Origin of the sequence: Gloeothece verrucosa PCC 7822 (assembly GCF_000147335.1) — a bacterium.
GTDB classification, from domain to species: Bacteria; Cyanobacteriota; Cyanobacteriia; order Cyanobacteriales; family Microcystaceae; genus Gloeothece; species Gloeothece verrucosa.
The window spans coordinates 316,251-334,413 of sequence record NC_014534.1; the positions used below are offsets into that span (position 1 = coordinate 316,251).

An 18,163-nucleotide genomic window follows, 5' to 3' on the forward strand; every position below is an offset into this window, starting at 1 on the left:
GGAGTAAATTCAAGAACCGTTAAGAAAATTTAGAAAAGCTAAGGCGTTTATTCTCAACTATCTTTTATTAACCCGTTAACTTCCACTTTAACTCTAAAGTGTTCATTTATTTCTTCTGGAGACAGTTTCAGCAACTCCTGATATTCGGAAAACTTCCTCAACCTAGAAATAGCTTTAATAATTTCTTGTCCTTCGACAGTCGTCGAAATTTTTTGCTGATTTTTCCCCTGCTTTAAAACGAATTGGAATTTCCCTGATGAATTAGAAACCCGATAAATATTACCTAACAACAAAGTAGAAGGAGCGCATCCTGTAGCTTCTTCTAACCCTTCCAATAATACCTCACTTTGGTCACTGGCTAATTTTAAGAGAATTAGTTTTTGGGGGTCAGCTTCAGAGATATTCTCTACAACTTGCCCATTTAATGGCTGAGTTTTAGTCCCTTGTTCAACCGTTAAATCTCTTTCTTCTTCTGATGCTCCCGATTCTAAATTTAGTTGTGTTTTGGGTTCAGTTGTTTCTACATTTTCTTTAGCTAAGGAGGCAGTCGTAGAAATTTTGGCATCTAAATTCAATTCTTTTCCTTCGGTGGCATCAGAAGATTTTAACTCTATCTGTGTTAAAGTTTCAGTTGGTTCTAGATTCTCTTGTGTTTCTTTGGCGGCTAAAGAATTAGCGGCAAGGTCTTCATATCTTGGCTGGCTTACTTGTCCGGAGTTTTCCCTAAATTCCACCATCTGAAATTTTTCTAGAACCTGTACCGAGCCGCCGCTTAATTTTAGTCCGAGGACTGAATCAATCTTATTTTTATGGCCTTCGATTTGATACTCGAAATAATTTAATTGTGCGGCTATTTTTTCCTTAATCTTTTCACTTTTGTCTCGTATTAATTCCTCTTGGCCGCAGATGTAAGCCTTGTAATCAATAGGAGAGACATTTCTAGGACAATACCAATGAGTAGCAATAGCCGCATAAACAGATCGCCAAAATGAATGAGAAAACTGACGAATTGGCGGCATCGGGACGAATTTTTGTAAGTGTTCTTGCCAGATTTTGAAGACAGACGGTATATAAGTGGAGTTAATCGTCTTGCTGTCGAGGTGGCCTATTTCAAGGGAGTCTCTTAAAAAGGAAATAGCCTTAATAACTTTCTGTGCTTTAATTAATGTGGGAATTTCGCGGATTTCTTCGGTAAAATTCTTTTTCTCGGTAAAAGTTACTGAATAAGCGGTTTTCTCTTTGATGTTACTGTTGAGCAGCAGAGCATCACAAGCCAATCCCGTTATCAAAACCAATGCCCCCAAAACTTCGAGGCAGTTCTTTGAATCGAGAAAATCTTCCCCGGTTTTCACGAAAATTTCTGGGTTAGAGATCAATTTGATGCGGGTTTGAGTAGGCGGCTTGGTTTTACCCATAGTTTTAAGTTCTTGGGGAGAAGGGTTAGGGAGGGGTTGGCTAGTGCGGCAGGCGTTTAATTAAAAAGTAAAGATGTTCTCTTCTTAATGTTAGCGTTAATGTTCAACCTCCGAGCCGCTCGGAGATGGAGGGTTCACTCTTTTGCCTGTTTTAATTGTTCTATTTCCTGTTCAAGCCGCTTCCTACGTCCCATAAACTTATGTAATTGAGAAGTGTAACTGAAGTAATAATACTCTGTCTTTATGAGTTAGTGGAAAATAATTAACTCTTGTTCTTCCCTACTCCCTCGTTAAGGTTGTGGCTGCTGTTGTTCCACTAACTTTTTGAGCCGTCTCTGTAGAGCCTGAATGCGGTTACGTCTAGAAATAGAGGCGACCAGATTTTTGTAGCTCTTGCTGCTATTTTTCCCGAGGTATTTAACCATTTTACGGTTTAGCTTGCCATCAGAATCCCTATTAATGATGAAGAAGCACTCAAGAGTCTTATGAAGTGCCGAACGAGTTCCGCACTAGAGTTAAGCTTCCCAACAATTCTCCTGTCGGGTTTTCAGCCAACCGCGTTGGCTGTATTATAGTAAATTAACTATAAACAAGTCCAAATGTCTCAATCCCAAGAAATTGAAGTGGGTTTTACAGCGAAAGTAATGGCTGCTGCTCGTGCCATCGAAAGCCGCAGACCTAATGCTTTGTTTATTGATCCGTTTGCTGAACTTTTAGCTGGCGCGGAAGCTATATCTTCGGCAATTCCTCGCTTAGAAGAGTATGAAAAACAAGGAAGACCCTTTATTGCCGTGAGGACTCGCTTTTTTGATGATTTTCTTCTCAATCACTCTTCGTGTTGCCGGCAAGTCATTATTGTTGGTTCAGGAATGGATACAAGAGCTTTTCGCCTCAATTGGAAATCCGATACTCATGTTTATGAAATCGATCAAGCTTCGGTTTTGCAATATAAGCAATCGTGCTTATCGGGGATGGCTCCCCAGTGTCATCAACATTTAATTTATGCCGATTTAAGGGAAACTCTTTGGCAGAAATTGCTCCTGTGTCAAGGCTATCAACCTTCGCAACCGTCCCTTTGGCTGTTGGAAGGATTGCTTTATTATTTAAATCAAGATGAAGTTGAGAATTTATTGGTAACAATTAACCATTTATCGGTAGTCGGAAGTGGGTTGGCTGCTGATCTAATGAACCCAGTTATTGCCAATGGTTCGGATCAATGGGCTAAATACTGGCGTTCTAGCTGTGAAGACCCGGAATCGCTTTTTGCTCATTATGGTTGGAAGGCATCAGTAACTCAACCCGGAGAACCTGGGGCGAGTTTTGGCAGATTTACCTATCAATTTCCTGACCGTAGCCGGGCAGATGCTCCACATATCTTTTTGGTTACAGCGACTAAAGAACTTTAAGCATGAGCGACTCGTCGCAGGGACAGAACATAATTACAGTCTACCATCGATTCTCGCGCAAAGCTGTTTACTTGATATCGCCTATGATGAAGAACAAGAAAGTAAATAATTAAATATTTAATTCGCGATAATTATTCGGGAATTAATTTTTACTTTTGCCCAAATGGGATGCTCCCGTTCACTATGTTAATTTTCCCCCCTCCCAAAATTTTTAGCTTCTCCCTTTTGTTATCCGGAATTCAGGTTAAAATAAGTTTATGAGAAAGCGCAAGAGTGTTAATTTGTTGTCGGTACATCCCAGTTGGTGTTTAATTTGGGGACAGATAAATACTCAATTAAATGAGTATAGTTTTTCTGTCCCTGGCAAGTTGGGTCTGGTGGGTTCTCAACCTGTTTTTAGTCCTCAAAAAGGTTTTTTGGTAGTAGGAGATGTTTGGTTAGTTAATCGAGATCGAGTTTTGAGAAGTTTGGGAGTTAGTTTAAGTGATTGGAAAGGTACAGATGAGGAGGTTGTTGCTTTTGCTTGGGAACGCTGGGGAACTGAATGTGTTAAGCAATTTATGGGTTTTTTTGCTTTGATTGTTTGGGATGTTGCAGCTAATCGTTTATGGTTAGTTCGTGATTCGGTGGGGGTAAGAACTCTTTATTATTGTTATTCGGGTTCAAGCTATTATATAGCACCTAGGCTGAAAAATCTTTCTTCTTTTCATTCCCAACAATTAGATTTAGTGGCGCTTAGAGATTATTTATCTACGGCTTTTGTTGCTGGTGAACGCACGTTATGGGAACAAGTTAAGGAATTATTACCCGGAACGATTTTAAGTCTATCAGATGGAAAAATAAATAGATATTGGCAACCTATAGAGCAGATTTTAGAACCCGATCAATCTTTGGCATGGTACAGTAATAAATTACGTGATTTACTAGAGCAAGTTATTCGAGAATATTTACCTCAAAATGAATCTGTAGGGGTTTATTTATCAGGGGGGTTAGATTCAAGTTGTGTTACGGCTTTAGCCGCTCGGTTACATTCGGCTTCAGTTCATACTTATTCTATTTTTTTTGGGGCAGATAGTCCCCATGAATTAGAATTTTCTAGTCAAGTTGCTCAATTTTGTCGGACTGAACATCATATTTTAGAAATTACGCCACAACAGATGTGGAATCAATTGCCTGAGACAATGGCTCATCTAGATGATCCGATTGGCGATCCTTTAACTGTTCCTAATTATTTAATGGCTCAGTTAGCTGGAGGAAATGTTCAAGTTATTCTTAATGGAGAAGGGGGTGATCCTTGTTTTGGGGGACCGAAAAATCAGCCTATGCTTCTTAATCAATTATACAATCAAACGGAAAATCAATCAAATTTAATGACGGCTTATTTGACTTCTTTTCAAAAATGTTTTCTTGATTTGCCTAGATTATTGAAACCTGATGTTTTAGCTGTTGTTGAATCTTCCTCTTTTCCTTTTGAAGCTGATTTGAATTCGGAGACGACTTATCTTAACCGCTTGATGTGCATTAATATTAAATTTAAGGGAGCAGATCATATTTTAACGAAGGTCAATAATTTAACTCGTTCTGCTCTTTTGGAGGGACGTTCGCCCTTATTTGACCGGCGTATTGTCGAATTAGCGATGCAAATTCCTCCGCAATATAAGTTAGCTGGTGCAGAGGAAAAAGCCGTTTTAAAACAAGCGGTTATTGATCTATTGCCCATAGAGATTATTAAACGTCCTAAAAGTGGCATGATGGTTCCGGTACAATTATGGTTTAAAAAATATTGGCAAAGGGAAGCAAGAAAGTTATTATTGAATAAAAATGCTAAAATTGCTCCTTACTTTAATCAAAAGGTTATACGAGACTGGTTAAACTATCAAGGAGATCCTTGGGGACGTTATGGAGTTAAGCTTTGGTTATTACTGAGTTTGGAGATATGGCTAGAAGTTAATCAATGATTTTATGGGTTTTTCTTCTTTAAGAGTGAAAAATTGAATCAACCCCAAGGTTCACGGATTAAATATTACCCAAAACTCTGAACCATATATAGTGAATTGTCTTCGACAAAAATTAAATCATTTTCTTGACGACTTAGAATAATTCCCTGAGTGACAATGCGTAATAAATGTTGTGGGGAAAAGGATTCTAATTCGACAAAATAGCCGGCTTCTAACCAATTAATTTCTTCTGGGAGTAAAGTTTGTCGGATTTCTTGGGGTAATTCTTTTGCTTCTCGTGCCATAGTATCTGATTGTTGTACGAATAATTTTGGGTTGTCTAATACTTGACGGGGTGATAACCCGATATCGTAAATAGTAGCAGAACTATCAGCAAACCAATTATCCTGAGTACGAAGATGATTAACTAAAGTTACCCCTCGAGAATTGGCATTATGGAGAGCATATACTTTTAAATCCCGATTGCGCCGCAACATTTCTAGAACTACATCAAATATATTTTCAGGATATCTAGTTACACTCAAAACAGCACAGTTATTCTCAAAGTGAAAGTTATTCGCTATTAAAAACCGAGCGATTTCTGTACTTTGACAAACTATAACCCGATCAAAACTATAGTTAAGAATTTCAGGATTAATTTGAACAGGTTGAGTAGCAGCAAAAGATGGGGATAGAATTTTTTCGAATGAACCGTTGATAGTTTGCCACTTTCTTAACCAATCTTGAACTTGACTTAGAGAAATTAAAAATTCTTGAGCAATTGATTTTTTATTCCTTAATTGTCGAATTGCCAAATAAATAAACAACATTCCTATTATTGTGCTTGCGACCAAGAGCGGAAATAAATTGAGACTCAAACTAATACTCAGTCCAACCACAAGAAGAAACCCTGTTAAAATTAATAAAGATTTTGCTGTATTCTGGCGATCTTGATAAGTTAGTTTTTTTGAACGACTTTGATTAAATAACCAAATTAAAACTCCTAAATTTAAAACTATTGGAACAATAATAATTGATCCTCCTCCAAGTAAAACATACAAAAATCCTCCAAAAAATAATGTTGTCCAGACATTAAAAAACAACAATAACAATATACAACCTATTCCGGCTACGCTTATCTTTTTATATTTTAAGCGCTTATCTAAAAAGTATAGTAATTGTTTGGGAGTAAAGTAGAGGGTTTTATTAACCGAAATATCATTCAGCAGTTTAGCAAAAAATGGATCAGTAAATTTTATCCCTTGTGTCATGGCCGTAGGTTCAAAGGCAAACTGATGATTACACCGGGTGCAGTGCCCACTATTGGCGGTTCTGTCTCGAAGATTGTTATCTGTTCCACAGTTAATACATTTCATATTTTCAAATGCTTTTAAGTCAAAACTTGATTATTTAACAAAATACTATAATCTTCCCGCCGCCGAATCAATTTATGTGTCTTTCCCTCCAATAAAACCTCCGCCGCACGAGGACGATGTAAAAAATGGGAAGACATGGCATATCCATAAGCACCTACATCTAAAATTCCGATCATATCCCCAATTTCTAGGGCAGGAAGTTGGCAATTTTTTCCTAAATAATCTCTCGAATAAGTCGTATTCCCACAAACATCCGTCAAATAAAGTTGTTCTGTATTTTCTTTCCAAGTGACAATTTCTCGATAGCCGCCATGAACCGAAGGCACTGATAAATTAGCAACGGTTGTATCTACTCCGATTATTTGTTTATTTTCTTGCCATTTAACTGAAACGACTTGAGCTAATAATGTCCCGCAAGCAGCAATTACTGCTCTACCGGGTTCTATAATTAACTCGATTTTTCGATTCAGTTTATTTAACGCTTCGGTTAAAGCTTCCCCAAATATTCCCCAATCAAACTGTATCCCTTGATGTTGATACCGATAGCCAAATCCTCCCCCAAAATCTAAATAATTCCAGTCGGGTAATAATTGACAAGTTTTTATTAAAGTTTCGATCACTCCGGTAAATGCTTTAGTGGCATTTGTCCCTGTACCTCGATAAAAATGTAACCCCTGTATTTTTAATCCGGCTGATTGAGCAATATAAAGTGCTTGCGGAAACTCTTCAGGACGAATACCAATTCTACTCTCTCCGGTTAACTCGGGTAAGTTTAATCTAAAGCCTAATTTTGGTGGCGTTAACTTGCCCTTTAACTCTTCATATATCTGACAGCATAATTGGAGTTGAGACACACTATCTAAATTTAAGATTTTGATATTCCAGTTAAATAATTGTTCGATTTCCTGACGATTCAAATTACTGCCACTATACACAATATTATCCGATTTAAATCCTGCTTTTAATCCTAAATAAATATCTCCGGGCGTGTTAGCATGAAGCCCCCATCCTAATTCTTTAAATATCTTTAAAAGAGCAATATTTCCATTCGTTACTGTTGCAAATTGAAATCTTGTGTTATGATAGGGTATTGATCGGGTAATATGGGATATTTCCTGCCTTAAAACCTCTCCTTGATAAAGGTAGAGAGGTGAATGGTAAATCTTTAACAACTCTTGTGCCACTTCTAAAGAAAAAGAAACAGTTTTGGTTTTATGTAGGGAAAAATCTTCATTAATAACCATCTATTTATCTCCTGATAAGCTAGACAAAATTTTCCACCCCCGATAAGGCAACCAGAAGGGATTATATAATGATTTTGCTGAAACTTGTTCTCGAAAAACCTCAGTCCGCCAAACTTCCCACATCAACAACAACCATAAAATTTCCCCAATTCTACGCCCGCGAATTTGACCACTTAATTGTCCTAAGATAATTTTTTTAGCTATATCAGGGTTAAAAATCCCTTCCGATTGCAGTTTATGAGGATTTAGCCAATAACCTAGGGTTGACCATAATGAGGATAAACACCATTGAGTCAAAGGAACTCCCATACCTCGCTTTTTTCTCCAAACAATTTCTGAAGGTAGCCAAGATTCTACCGCTTTTTTCAAAATATATTTTTCACAAGCACCCTTTAAAAACAATTCCCCAGCAACTCCAAATGTCCATTCTGCTAGAGATAAGTTACAAAAAGGCGATCTAATCCATAATCCGTGAGCAAAAGCTACATTCGTAGCACGAGGTTGGATATTTTGACTTCCTTTGAGCATTAAATTAGCACGACGTAATCTATCTAAAAAACAACTAGAAAAACTCTCACAGAGCGCTTCTTTTAGCCATTCGTCTAAATTATACAACTTAACTTGTTTATAAACCGATAACTGAAAGACTTGTTCTTCATATCCATATAAACGGTGAAATGTATTTAAATATTCCTGGGTAAAGCTATTTTCTCCCTGGTAAATACTGGCGGCAATTAAAGGTTTATTTGTCCAGCCGGCAAATAATTGATCTCCATGTTCTCCATTAAATATAATAGCCGTTTCTTGACTAGCGGCTTGTCCTAATAAATATAAAGGCACAGTCACCCCATCCCCAAAGGGTAAATCTAAGGCTTTAACAGTTGCTAAAAGTGCTTTTTTAACTTGTTTAGCTGTAGCCGGAACTTTAATTAAAGGAATTTTTAAAAACTGAGCAACTTCTTGTGCATAAATTAATTCCGAATTTTCCTCAATACCAAAATCAAGACTATAAGCACGAACCTTAAGACCTGCTTGCACTAACAAAGCGGCAATAATAGAAGAATCTAATCCGCCGGAAAGAAATATTCCTACTGGTTCATCTCCTAAATCTAATAATTGTTCTTCAACAGTCTTTTTTAAAAGTATTTGTAGTTGCCTAATAGCGGTTTCTTCATCCCCGATTACTTTAGGTAAAGAATGCCATTGAAATAAACGTTTCTCTGCTAATTGTTCCAAAGAAGAATTTAACTGCCAAGTTTGCTCCGTTCCTGGTGAAATGGCTTTAATATCTTCAACCGGGGTTATAGGAGTAGGAATATAAGAAAAACTGGTATATCCAGATAAAGATAAAAAATTAATTTTAGGATTTTTAATTAAAGGTAATAATAATTGAAATTGAGAGGCAAACCAAATTGTTTGATTGAATTGAGTCCAATACAAAGGAACACGACCAAAGGTTTCGCGTCCTAAACTTAGACAATTTTTTTCCACTGTAACCCAGGCATCTGATTGATTCGGTATGCCACCAGCAGATAAGGAAGCAATTAATCCTTGATTGATGTTAGTGCTTGAAGGTATTTGTTTAACCCCTAAATAAAGTATTCCCCACGTCTCTTGTTTTTGAAATTTATAGGATGTTGTGCTGATATTTTTAATGATGTTGTTAAATTTTTCTTGTTCTGTTTGAGAAATAAGCCCCCAATAGCCGATAAAGTGATAGGGTTTGTTCATTGTCAATATACAAGTAGTTTTTCTAATTGTCCGCCGATAAACGCCGATGAAATATTTGTCACTAACTAGAGTGTTGAGATGAAATGCAATAGGAATAAGTTCGATTTGTGTCCATAAGTCCATAAGTTAAAAGAGTTGTGAAAATCAATTAATGGGTTAAACTATTATTTAACCGTAAAGGATTTTTGGTTTAATATTTGATTGCCTAAAGACATTTGGACTTGCCAATTTCCGGAAGGAGAAGCTATATTTAATTGATAACGACAATGAGTTTGCCAAACGCTTTTATTAATTTGACGAGTTTGGTAATTATTTTGATGAGCGATTTGTCCGTTAGGGTCTATCCAATTACATTTTAGTGAAAGTTTTTCTCCTACTGGTGCATCTTGTAAAGTTACACGATAATAAACTTCAGGATGGTTTTGTCGGTTAATGATTACTAAATTTTCACCGTTATCTTGAACTTGAGTAATGCGACTTTCATAAACTTTAATACGCCCTAACTTTTGTTGATGATTTTGAGAAATAATTACCGTGCTAGTAATTCCTATTACTAAAACGGTACCTAGTCCTATTCCAATCAACCAATTTCTGTGTTGTTGAACAGCTAAATCGTTTTTACGCTGTAGCTCAATCATCGCTTCATCCAGTAATTCTGATGGCAAATTTAATTGTTGGAGAATTTCTTGAACTTGTTGGCGATCGAGTTCTGTTTCTCGACGGCGACTGAGATGAGCTACTTCAGCTACAATTTGATTTAACTGATCTTCAGTAATTTTTTCAACCATAATTATTAGTTACTATAATTTTTTTGAATTAATTAAAGCTACCCTTTAAGAGTTTATGGACGATTTAGTAAGTAATCTTTTGTGATTTTTCTTTATTGATCATTCTCTAGTTTTTGTTCATTTTGCCTTTGAAGTAAAACCGAAATCCCAAAGCTATTCCCGATCCTAGAATTGTCAGGGGTTCGGGAACAGAAGTAACATTTATTGTATCGATTAATAGAGCAGCATTTACGATTGTATCCTAATTTTCCGTTTTATCCACATCTACTACCCCAAATCCTAACAAATAACTTCCTGCTACTTCTACTTGAATAGAAAAACTTTGATCAACAGTTTCTTGGCCTAAACGGGAAAATAAATTTACTATTTCTGCATCATTTGTATTAGCAAGCCTTGTGGCCTCCTTAAAGCTCAAATCTTACCATTAACTCGGTTAACTGCTGCTGCAAAAAGAGCAATAACAGCCGAGCGCGGAGTGCCACTACGTGAGCGTGTTCACCAGTAGTTAGTGGACTATTGACGGTTGAACCCCTCCTATTCCCACACTTCGGTTTGGGCTGTTGTTGCTCCACTAACCGTTTGAGTTGCCTATAAAAATCCGGTTGTTTAGACTTTTGGATAATGGTGCAAGATCTGAGTCTAAGGGAGAAATAGCCTGAACTTCCCGATGATTCTGCTCTATCAAAGCTAAATACTGTTCTTCAACCGGAGTTAGATCTACTACTCTATCTAAAAGGTTAAGAATTTCTCTTTCAAAGGGGTCTAAGGGCAATTGTCTTAATTGAGTGAGCCGCTCAACGATGTTTTTGATGGAAGGCTCTTGTTCAAAAAAGATTGGTTGAACTTGGTTATGTTTGAGACTATGTTTATTCATCACCATTTGCTCCATATCACGCACCCAGACTTCTAGGGTTTTTTCTTTAATACAGGCAATGCGTCCAAGGCGTTGATGAATTGTTGGGTTGGTTGAAGCATGGATCTCTACCAGACCGCAGGGATTAAATTTACCGCAGGGATTAAATTTTAAGTGGTCGGTATGGGAGCTATCCGGGGCGGGTGCTGTCGAGGAGCGGATTTGGTCGGCTACAAGACTGACGATGCGATTACTGGGAACTTTTCCTTGAGCAAGATTGACGGCTTTAACCCAAGCTTCTCGTTGTTGAGAGGGATTAAGAGATATAAGTGGCCTAACCTGTCGTTCGCTAGTGGGAAGAATTTGTCGGGACGCTAGGCTCTTAGCGGCAGGAGTTTCGTCTGAAATGATTGTTTGAGTTTGTGTGCCATTGGCCGACAAATGATCGAAGGTATTTTCAATTTGTGCGCCAATGGCGCACAAATGATCAAAGGGATTTTCAGTTTGTGCCCCCGGCTCGTACTGGGGTTCGATGGCTAAAAGATTATCCATAACCACAGCCGCATCAATTAACTGGTAAGAGTGCCGTCGTGCAAACCCGAATCTTTCACGACAATACTCCTCAAAGGTAGCATAAAGAAAGCGGTAAAGCCGTTTATCCCGAATGGTTTTTAAAGCCAGACCAGCTTGGTAGAACGAGCGTTCAATACAGCCCTCAAGCTGTAACAATTCTTGTTCTTCCTCGCTCGTTAAATAACCATCAGCAACGACAGCTAAAGAATTAGAGGCGAATGAGTGGGACATGAGTAGAAATGTTTGACAATAACGTAGGAATTAAAGTTTAAAAACAAATTATTCGACAGCTATCGAAGGTTAGGGGATAAATTAGCTATAAGCTCAACTACCAATCGGGGTTTGCCGGCGTTAATTGGAGTTTTTCAGGAGCCTATTCGAGATTACAAGATTTGCTCATCGGGTTTTTTCTATTATACATTTGGTGTAGAGAAATTCGTCAAAGAGTAAATAAAAATGACTTATATCGGTCGAGGATCTCATCCCAATTCTCTTGCTAACCTAAAACACGAGGGTCGCCCCCTGGCACAAGATGAGCCAAAAAAGAATAGAACTATTACAGTTACAGATCTAGGATGGAACGGTGCTAGGGCACTCGCACAGTCTTTGGGATTATCATCATTTTCTGAATTGGTAGAAAAATTGGGACGAAGAGAAATTTTGTTAGTGATCCCGTCGGTGGAAAGCTCTCCCTCATTAGATGAGAGCTAAAAATTCAGGGGCAAAATTTAAAATGGCTTTGCTAACCTCATCACTTTAGGGTTGTAAGCTCGGTTTCTACTGAAATTTAAATCAGAGTCGAGGGGGCAAAACTTAGGCTGCCCTCAAATGTTGTGAAATATGCGAAAATTTTGCACACAAAATTTATGTCATGAGAGGAAAGTAAAATCAAAAATATCGGAAGCCCGCTTACCCTTATCAAATAACAAAATTCACTATGGGGGGCAAATCGTCGGCCTAGTAGTAGCCGAAACTTTTGAACAAGCAAGAGAAGCCACTTCAAAAGTAAAAATTAAATACAATACTCAAGCACCAGTCATAAAAACCGAACAAACCACTCTAAAGAAATCTTCGCTCCAAATAGGCGAAGAATTTGGCTTTAAGGTAGGAGACATAGCCGCAGGACTAGCTAGTGCAGTTGCTAGAGAGTTTATTCTTAAGCGCTTAGAACAAAAAAATACTTTAGTCGCATAAGCTGATTTTTCTGTCAATGCGTAACTACTAAAATCTATGAATGCCCAAGAAAATAAAAAAATGAATAAGATTGCTAAGGGTTAAAGAGTTTGATATTTTAATAAAAATTTAATACTTGTCAAGCGCGACCAAAACTCAGTATAAAATATTATCTCGCTGTTGGAGAGGGTTTGTAAGCCAATAACTAATAACTTTAATTAAATTTTGTCCAAAGTCCAACCGGGAGTAATTGAGAATTTACGGGATTAGCGGATTTTTTGACTCGAAAAGATGCCAAATATTTTGGCCCTTTTCGGGATCTAAAAGGAGAGAGTGCTAAACTCAAGGTTAACGGTTCAAAATAGTCATCAAAAAGAAGGAGCAGATTCGTCAGTTCTATGCCAAAAGGAGGTCTATCCCTCTTACCTTTTACCAAAAATAGTGCGATCAGTAACCCATCAGGGCGTAAGAGTGAATGCACAATCTGTACATATCGTGGCCGAAGTTCTGGGATAAATGAGCAAAAACATCCATGTTCAAGCACATAATCAAAGCAATTACTAAATTCCGCTTCAAGTTCAAAAATATTACGTTGCAAGAATTCTGCCGATAGACATCGAGATCTTGCATTAGATGTAGAATTGGCGATTGCTGATGGGGCAAAATCAAACCCGACTACCTCAAAACCATGTTCGGCAAACAGTAAAGCATCATGTCCATTGCCGCTACCCAAGACAGCGAGCGTGCCGGGTGTTGGAGCTTGAGATGATTTTAGAAGACTAACAAAAGGGGGAGCTGGTTGCCCAGTATCCCACCGGGTTTTTCCCTGTAAGTAGCATTGTTCCCAATACTCTGAAGAAAGAACCTTTTTAGCAACCACATCCACATCCCCCATCTGTATTATTACTTGGGGGATTAAAGACTTGTTTGAGATCGTCTAGAACACCCCCTGATAAAGCTGTTGAACCAGAGAGGGCAAAGGTGTAAGCAATATCTGTGGAATATATAGACTTAAGCTCGCTTAAGATTAGATCGCCCTGCCGACTCCGAAAAGGAGGGCTATCCAACGGCAAGCTACATAAAACTAAGCAGATAATTGTCTTAAAATACTCCCCTACATTTTCTGCGTCTAGGGTGATCAAGAAACCCCCCAATATTATTGCTCCGAAAACCATAAAAATTGGAACAAGATAACAAATTCTGGCTTGTTTACCTTTCATGAGTAATCCATATTTTTGGAGGCGATCGCGCAAAAATATTGTTTTTGGAGTTACCGCTTGACGAAGAGCGAGTAAGTTTCGCGTTAATACCACCTGAGATAGAACTTGTTGTTCCAAGCAGTAGCTTGTGTTGGGTAACTTTTTCAAAATGGAAAAAGAGCGAGTAGTGAGCTTAGGCTTGAGGTATTGCTGCTGCACTAAGTTAGTAATAGCTAAATCCACAGCGCGTTGGGGGCCGCCTGCTAAATAAGCTATTTCGTAATGATCTAGCTGAGGTTTAATCGATTCAGTCTGTGAGGTTCGCAAAAACCATCTTAAAAAATAAGCACCGATCAATGCTATCGCACACAAAATTAAATAAGTTTTAAACCTAGCGTCAAACCCCAAAAACCGAGCTGGCATTGCCGGAGAACATCCAACTAAGACAAGTAATAGCAGAAACATTCCCACATTTCGCGTCATTTGTGATATTTTTATTTGAGGCAGTTGTTTGGGAACAATCCAGAATTCTGTTAGATTAATGCGTTGTTGATGCAAATCTGACCCAAATCGACGAGATGGAGGTGGCCAAATATCTTCAGGAGGTTTACCAAAAAAGCGATGATAGCTCTCAAGGGTCATCCGATAATAGTGATGAAACTTTTCTCGCTCTTGTTGACCCCCTTGAGTAGGGAGATGGTGCAAAGGGTACTGCAAAACCTGGAGACAAAAGTCATTCCAATAAGAATAGGTATAAAAAATATGCAAGTGCCATACCTGATCGACTTGATCTGAAGGACAAACGGGATGTCCTGCCACTACTGCCAGAAAAGTAAATTTCTTATATTCATCGATAGCTCGTTTAGTGTAACCTATTTGCCATCTATTTGACCGAGCCAGATGTTGACTAAATGAGAGAGCCTGTGTGTCATCATCCAAGGTAAAGGCTTGTATTCGTTGATAGAGTTCTAACTGTGATTCGTTCATCATTGGTTAAAAGCAGCTATTGGGGACTGAATACTAAATAACGGGTAGGCAATATTTCAAAATATCGCCATCGCCTATCGTCTTATTCAATGATCATCGAACATTTCTAGATATCAGTAAATATTGGGCAAATGTAGTTAAGTGTAATCTCCCCCTGCTGAAATCAAAAGAGGGGTGTTAAAGTGTAACTGGGTGTAATGATTATTCCCTTGACATCGGCATCTACTTTGTTTTATTTAAGAGTAGCAGCAGTTAAGTAAATTTTCTTAACTCCCCCTAGTTTAATTTCAAACCGGTTTTATGAATTGGAGAAACTTTTTGGAAGTGCTATGTAAACGAAGAGAATATGAACTGACCCCTCGGGAAACCGAGGTAGTGATGTGCTTAGAAGAAAGTCAATGCCCAACGAAAAATGAGCTATTACAAACCTACATCACGTTATATTCAAATATTGAAGAAGAAGCTTTTACTCAAAGGCTAAAAAATATCTATAAAAAATTTCAGATTACCGGCAACGGGCATAAACTGCCGCAACTTCATAAATATCTTACTGAAAAATATCTTCAATATCAGAATAAAGAGCTTTTTTTTTCAGAAATCGGTCTGAGTTATATTTATCCCAGTTTTCCTAAAGAGCAATTTGGACAAGCTATTTATGAGGTTATTAATTCCGATGAGCAAGAGCCGAAAAAAGTGGATATACTTCAAACCTTTGCGCCAAATCTAAATGACTACTTTGAACATTTTATTCAATGCCTTCAAAATGATGTCCAGATCCGAATATTGCTGGCCTGGCCTTATTCCGAAGCCGCTAAACTGAGAGAAGATGTTTTAAGGAAGTATGCTGATACCAGTCTTGCTGATGAAATCGATATTCGGGATTGTGTGATTGCGAATTTAGAAACTTTAGAACAAATTATAAAAGTTATAGATAACCCTAAACTTCTCGAAATCAAACTTTATGATACCCTTCCATCTTTAGCCATTTATAGAGCGGGAAATTATCTCCTAGCAGGAGTTTTTTTTCATGGCGCTCTTGCGGTTAAGACATTCCAATTAGAACTTAATCTTAAGGCTTCTAATAAAATGATAGTTCAGACCTTACAAAAGGATTTTGAATTAATGTGGCAAGTGTCACGCCGATTTTATCCAGAACATCAGACAAATTGGAGAAACGATCTCAAAATTTTATTTACGAGTTAAATATTATGATTGAAAAAATTAACAGATTGGAAATCTCATTGATTGAGAAATTTAGAGCGCATCCTCTTTTTGTCCATCTTGATACACTCTCGTGGAATGAGTTTTTGGAAGTTTTAATCCAACGCCGTTTCTTATCCCTTTCGATTGTTAATATTTATGAATTTGTCATTGATGCCCTTAGAGATGAAGAGATAAAACGAACTGTTAGAGGGATTCTTAATGAGGAGTACCCTCGAAATACGAAAGGTGTTCCACTTCCTTCTCATCGAGAGTTACTCTTTCAGGATCTGCTAAATCTTGGGGCGAGTTATAAAATGATTTTAAGTTCGCCTGAAACTCCTGTAACTAAAAGAGTTAGAGAAGACAGCTATAACTTAATGAGCAATTGTCTTAATGAAAAATATTTTCAAGCCGGGCTGGTGGTATTTCTTCGGTTTTGGGCAGAGGTACTTGTTGCTGTTGAGTATTCATGTCTATGGCCCCGAATTTCTCAACGCTTATCAACGGGAAAAGCCGATAATAAAGTCAGATCGGAATTTTATTATTTTCACATGATCCATGATGCCAGAAACTCGGATTTGGGAAAAGAAAGTTTTTTGGGAGGATTGACTCATTCTCAAGAGTTGGCGATTCATTTATTTAGATTAATTCCGTCTGAGGAGGCGCTGCTTTACTGTATCAGCATTGAGGAGAGGGTGTCCGAGCTTAAGTATCAATTTTACGATCAATTTATCCCTTGTTTAAAATAAATTAAATCAATCTTTAAAAACTTAAATTTACAGTGATCGCTGGCCACATCGGTTCAACCTGCTCCGTGATGGCAGCAGAATTGGGTTTTTTTTACTGAATTCTAGGCTGTTGAAAATGTGAAGAAATCCAGAAAAATTTTGTACACAACTTTTATGTTAAAAGCGGGAGAAGAATGGTTAAGACGATTTGACAGAAGAATTCTGCATTCTTTTCATTTCTCTCTCAAATTGCTCGAATCTTACCATTAACTCGGTTAACTGCTGCTGTAGCTGAACCAGTAACATCCTATCGGAAGTAGTTAGTGGACTATTGACGGCTGAACTTCCCCTGCTCCTCCGTCTCGGTTGAGGCTGCCCTTGAGCCATCAACCGAAGAAGTTGCCTCTGTAGGGCTTGAATGCGGTTGCGACGCTTGATAGCAGCCACCATCTTTTTATAGGCTTTGCTATCTTCGGCTCCAAGGTATTTAAGCATCTTCTTCTTTAATTTACCCTCCTCGTCCCGTCTATGGGTCATCAGACGGTAGTATCTGTAGGATTTACCGCTTTTTTTTGTTACTACATAGCTGGAGATCCAGGTATTGGGAGGAGCAACAACGCCTGAGCGTTCAATTGAGTCTATCTGTTGTTGTAGGATCTGGGGGTTCATGGATAGTTGTTAGTGGTTGTATAGCTCCATAATACAACCACCAACGAGAGGGAGTCAAGGGGCTTTCCCGTCAGTGTCGAGGGAGCGTTCGTCATTTCCTCTTAACCACCTCCCGTTTAAGGTAAATAACGTAAATGAGTTAATTGAGTTAAAATGGAACAGAGAGTCAAGACAACCTTAAAATAGAGAGGAAAGAAAAAATGACAGTAAGTGGCGCAACGGTGGCAAGACCAAAGGTGACGGTGTATTTCAATCCCGATGTGTATGAGTGGCTCAACGCTAAAGCCGAGCGAGAAATTCGCTCTATAGCTAACTGTGTGGAGTATCTGGTTACGAAAGCCAAAGAACAAGAAGAAGCTTCACAAAAAAGCTCAGAAGAAGAAACCTAAGCTTCATACAAAAAATTGAGAATTCCTAGGCAAGGACTTAAGCTCAGTTATCCCAAAACGGTAACGGGTGGCGAATTAAGTTTCAATTTACACAGACGAGCTTGGAATGCAGAGATGAACGTAGTATGCTAGTAAATATTTTCTGTTTACTGTTATGTCAACTGAGAGACTACAAGAAAATCCTCTAAAACGACCGAATCGCCGTCTATTAAGCCTAGGAAACTTTATGACGACGATTCTACCTAGAGATTTTCATTTGTTTCTCCGTTCGGCATCGAAGGAGGGAACTATGAACCAGAGTTAAGAAAACTTAGAGTCGATGAGGAAGTCACCAACCTTCACCTCTCCTTCAGAACCGCACGTGAGAGTTTCCCGCTCATACGGCTCCTAGTCCGTGTCCTTTACGCCTTTCGAGCTTCAGCAGTTCTATCGAGTTGCCTCTTGGAACCTTAGTCTGTGTAACGCCTTTCGTTCCCTATATCCCACTCTTGG

Annotated in this window: 18 protein-coding genes; 7 read left to right on the forward strand and 11 right to left on the reverse strand. The window is 38.2% G+C overall.

The features are described 5' to 3' along the window. Nucleotides 1-53: 53 nt before the first annotated feature. Nucleotides 54-1,415, reverse strand: a complete 1,362-nt coding sequence (locus CYAN7822_RS31745) for a protelomerase family protein (RefSeq protein WP_013335010.1) — start codon at nucleotides 1,413-1,415, stop codon at nucleotides 54-56. A 599-nt stretch (nucleotides 1,416-2,014) separates the two neighbouring features. On the opposite strand from CYAN7822_RS31745, the gene CYAN7822_RS31750 reads away from it, so the two are divergent. Next, nucleotides 2,015-2,821, forward strand: coding sequence for an SAM-dependent methyltransferase (locus CYAN7822_RS31750; RefSeq protein ID WP_013335011.1), 807 nt, complete (start codon nucleotides 2,015-2,017; stop codon nucleotides 2,819-2,821). Nucleotides 2,822-3,078: 257 nt separating this feature from the next. Next, nucleotides 3,079-4,779 carry an asparagine synthetase B family protein gene (locus tag CYAN7822_RS31755; RefSeq protein ID WP_013335012.1) on the forward strand — a complete coding sequence of 567 codons (1,701 nt, stop codon included), beginning with the start codon at nucleotides 3,079-3,081 and terminating at the stop codon, nucleotides 4,777-4,779. Nucleotides 4,780-4,844: 65 nt separating this feature from the next. On the opposite strand, the gene CYAN7822_RS31760 is transcribed toward CYAN7822_RS31755, so the two are convergent. From CYAN7822_RS31760 to CYAN7822_RS35110, 7 genes are all read right to left on the reverse strand, one after another. Then, nucleotides 4,845-6,134: a toprim domain-containing protein gene (locus CYAN7822_RS31760; RefSeq protein ID WP_013335013.1), complete on the reverse strand. Its 1,290-nt coding sequence runs from the start codon at nucleotides 6,132-6,134 to the stop codon at nucleotides 4,845-4,847. A gap of 14 nt (nucleotides 6,135-6,148) precedes the next feature. Beyond that, nucleotides 6,149-7,378: a diaminopimelate decarboxylase family protein gene (locus CYAN7822_RS31765; RefSeq protein WP_013335014.1), complete on the reverse strand. Its 1,230-nt coding sequence runs from the start codon at nucleotides 7,376-7,378 to the stop codon at nucleotides 6,149-6,151. Further along, nucleotides 7,379-9,109: an asparagine synthetase B family protein gene (locus tag CYAN7822_RS31770; protein ID WP_041934270.1), complete on the reverse strand. Its 1,731-nt coding sequence runs from the start codon at nucleotides 9,107-9,109 to the stop codon at nucleotides 7,379-7,381. It abuts the gene before it with no gap. Between the two features lie 164 nt (nucleotides 9,110-9,273). Then, nucleotides 9,274-9,897 (reverse strand): hypothetical protein, encoded by a 624-nt coding sequence (locus tag CYAN7822_RS31775; protein ID WP_013335016.1) that lies wholly within the window; start codon nucleotides 9,895-9,897, stop codon nucleotides 9,274-9,276. Between the two features lie 106 nt (nucleotides 9,898-10,003). Continuing rightward, nucleotides 10,004-10,132 carry a PEP-CTERM sorting domain-containing protein gene (locus CYAN7822_RS40410; RefSeq protein ID WP_083786958.1) on the reverse strand — a complete coding sequence of 43 codons (129 nt, stop codon included), beginning with the start codon at nucleotides 10,130-10,132 and terminating at the stop codon, nucleotides 10,004-10,006. 6 nt (nucleotides 10,133-10,138) lie between these two features. Beyond that, nucleotides 10,139-10,312: a hypothetical protein gene (locus CYAN7822_RS38815; RefSeq protein ID WP_173362938.1), complete on the reverse strand. Its 174-nt coding sequence runs from the start codon at nucleotides 10,310-10,312 to the stop codon at nucleotides 10,139-10,141. A 156-nt stretch (nucleotides 10,313-10,468) separates the two neighbouring features. Then, nucleotides 10,469-11,554 (reverse strand): hypothetical protein, encoded by a 1,086-nt coding sequence (locus tag CYAN7822_RS35110; protein ID WP_013335017.1) that lies wholly within the window; start codon nucleotides 11,552-11,554, stop codon nucleotides 10,469-10,471. 225 nt (nucleotides 11,555-11,779) lie between these two features. On the opposite strand from CYAN7822_RS35110, the gene CYAN7822_RS31785 reads away from it, so the two are divergent. Next, nucleotides 11,780-12,034: a hypothetical protein gene (locus CYAN7822_RS31785; RefSeq protein WP_013335018.1), complete on the forward strand. Its 255-nt coding sequence runs from the start codon at nucleotides 11,780-11,782 to the stop codon at nucleotides 12,032-12,034. Nucleotides 12,035-12,163: 129 nt separating this feature from the next. Further along, nucleotides 12,164-12,517 carry a hypothetical protein gene (locus tag CYAN7822_RS31790; protein WP_041934271.1) on the forward strand — a complete coding sequence of 118 codons (354 nt, stop codon included), beginning with the start codon at nucleotides 12,164-12,166 and terminating at the stop codon, nucleotides 12,515-12,517. A gap of 193 nt (nucleotides 12,518-12,710) precedes the next feature. Here the strand turns inward: CYAN7822_RS31790 and CYAN7822_RS31795 are convergent, their stop codons facing one another. Together CYAN7822_RS31795 and CYAN7822_RS31800 are read right to left on the reverse strand one after the other, a co-directional pair. After that, the gene (locus tag CYAN7822_RS31795; RefSeq protein ID WP_245602843.1) at nucleotides 12,711-13,376 is read right to left on the reverse strand and encodes a methyltransferase domain-containing protein; all 666 of its coding nucleotides are present in this window, start codon (nucleotides 13,374-13,376) and stop codon (nucleotides 12,711-12,713) included. After that, the gene (locus CYAN7822_RS31800; RefSeq protein WP_013335020.1) at nucleotides 13,366-14,685 is read right to left on the reverse strand and encodes a TIGR04222 domain-containing membrane protein; all 1,320 of its coding nucleotides are present in this window, start codon (nucleotides 14,683-14,685) and stop codon (nucleotides 13,366-13,368) included. The genes CYAN7822_RS31795 and CYAN7822_RS31800 overlap by 11 nt, the downstream gene beginning before the upstream one ends. 297 nt (nucleotides 14,686-14,982) lie before the next feature. Here CYAN7822_RS31800 and CYAN7822_RS31805 point away from each other — a divergent pair, with 297 nt between their 5' ends. Beyond that, a complete protein-coding gene (locus CYAN7822_RS31805) occupies nucleotides 14,983-15,885 on the forward strand; it encodes a hypothetical protein (protein WP_013335021.1) in 903 nt (300 codons plus the stop codon). A 5-nt stretch (nucleotides 15,886-15,890) separates the two neighbouring features. Beyond that, nucleotides 15,891-16,634, forward strand: coding sequence for a hypothetical protein (locus CYAN7822_RS31810; RefSeq protein ID WP_013335022.1), 744 nt, complete (start codon nucleotides 15,891-15,893; stop codon nucleotides 16,632-16,634). Between the two features lie 177 nt (nucleotides 16,635-16,811). Here CYAN7822_RS31810 and CYAN7822_RS31815 read toward each other — a convergent pair whose 3' ends face one another. Then, the gene (locus CYAN7822_RS31815) at nucleotides 16,812-17,282 is read right to left on the reverse strand and encodes a hypothetical protein (RefSeq protein WP_013335023.1); all 471 of its coding nucleotides are present in this window, start codon (nucleotides 17,280-17,282) and stop codon (nucleotides 16,812-16,814) included. A 200-nt stretch (nucleotides 17,283-17,482) separates the two neighbouring features. On the opposite strand from CYAN7822_RS31815, the gene CYAN7822_RS31820 reads away from it, so the two are divergent. Continuing rightward, complete coding sequence (locus CYAN7822_RS31820; RefSeq protein WP_013335024.1) at nucleotides 17,483-17,671, forward strand: hypothetical protein; 189 nt, start codon at nucleotides 17,483-17,485, stop codon at nucleotides 17,669-17,671. The last annotated feature ends 492 nt before the right edge of the window (nucleotides 17,672-18,163 follow it).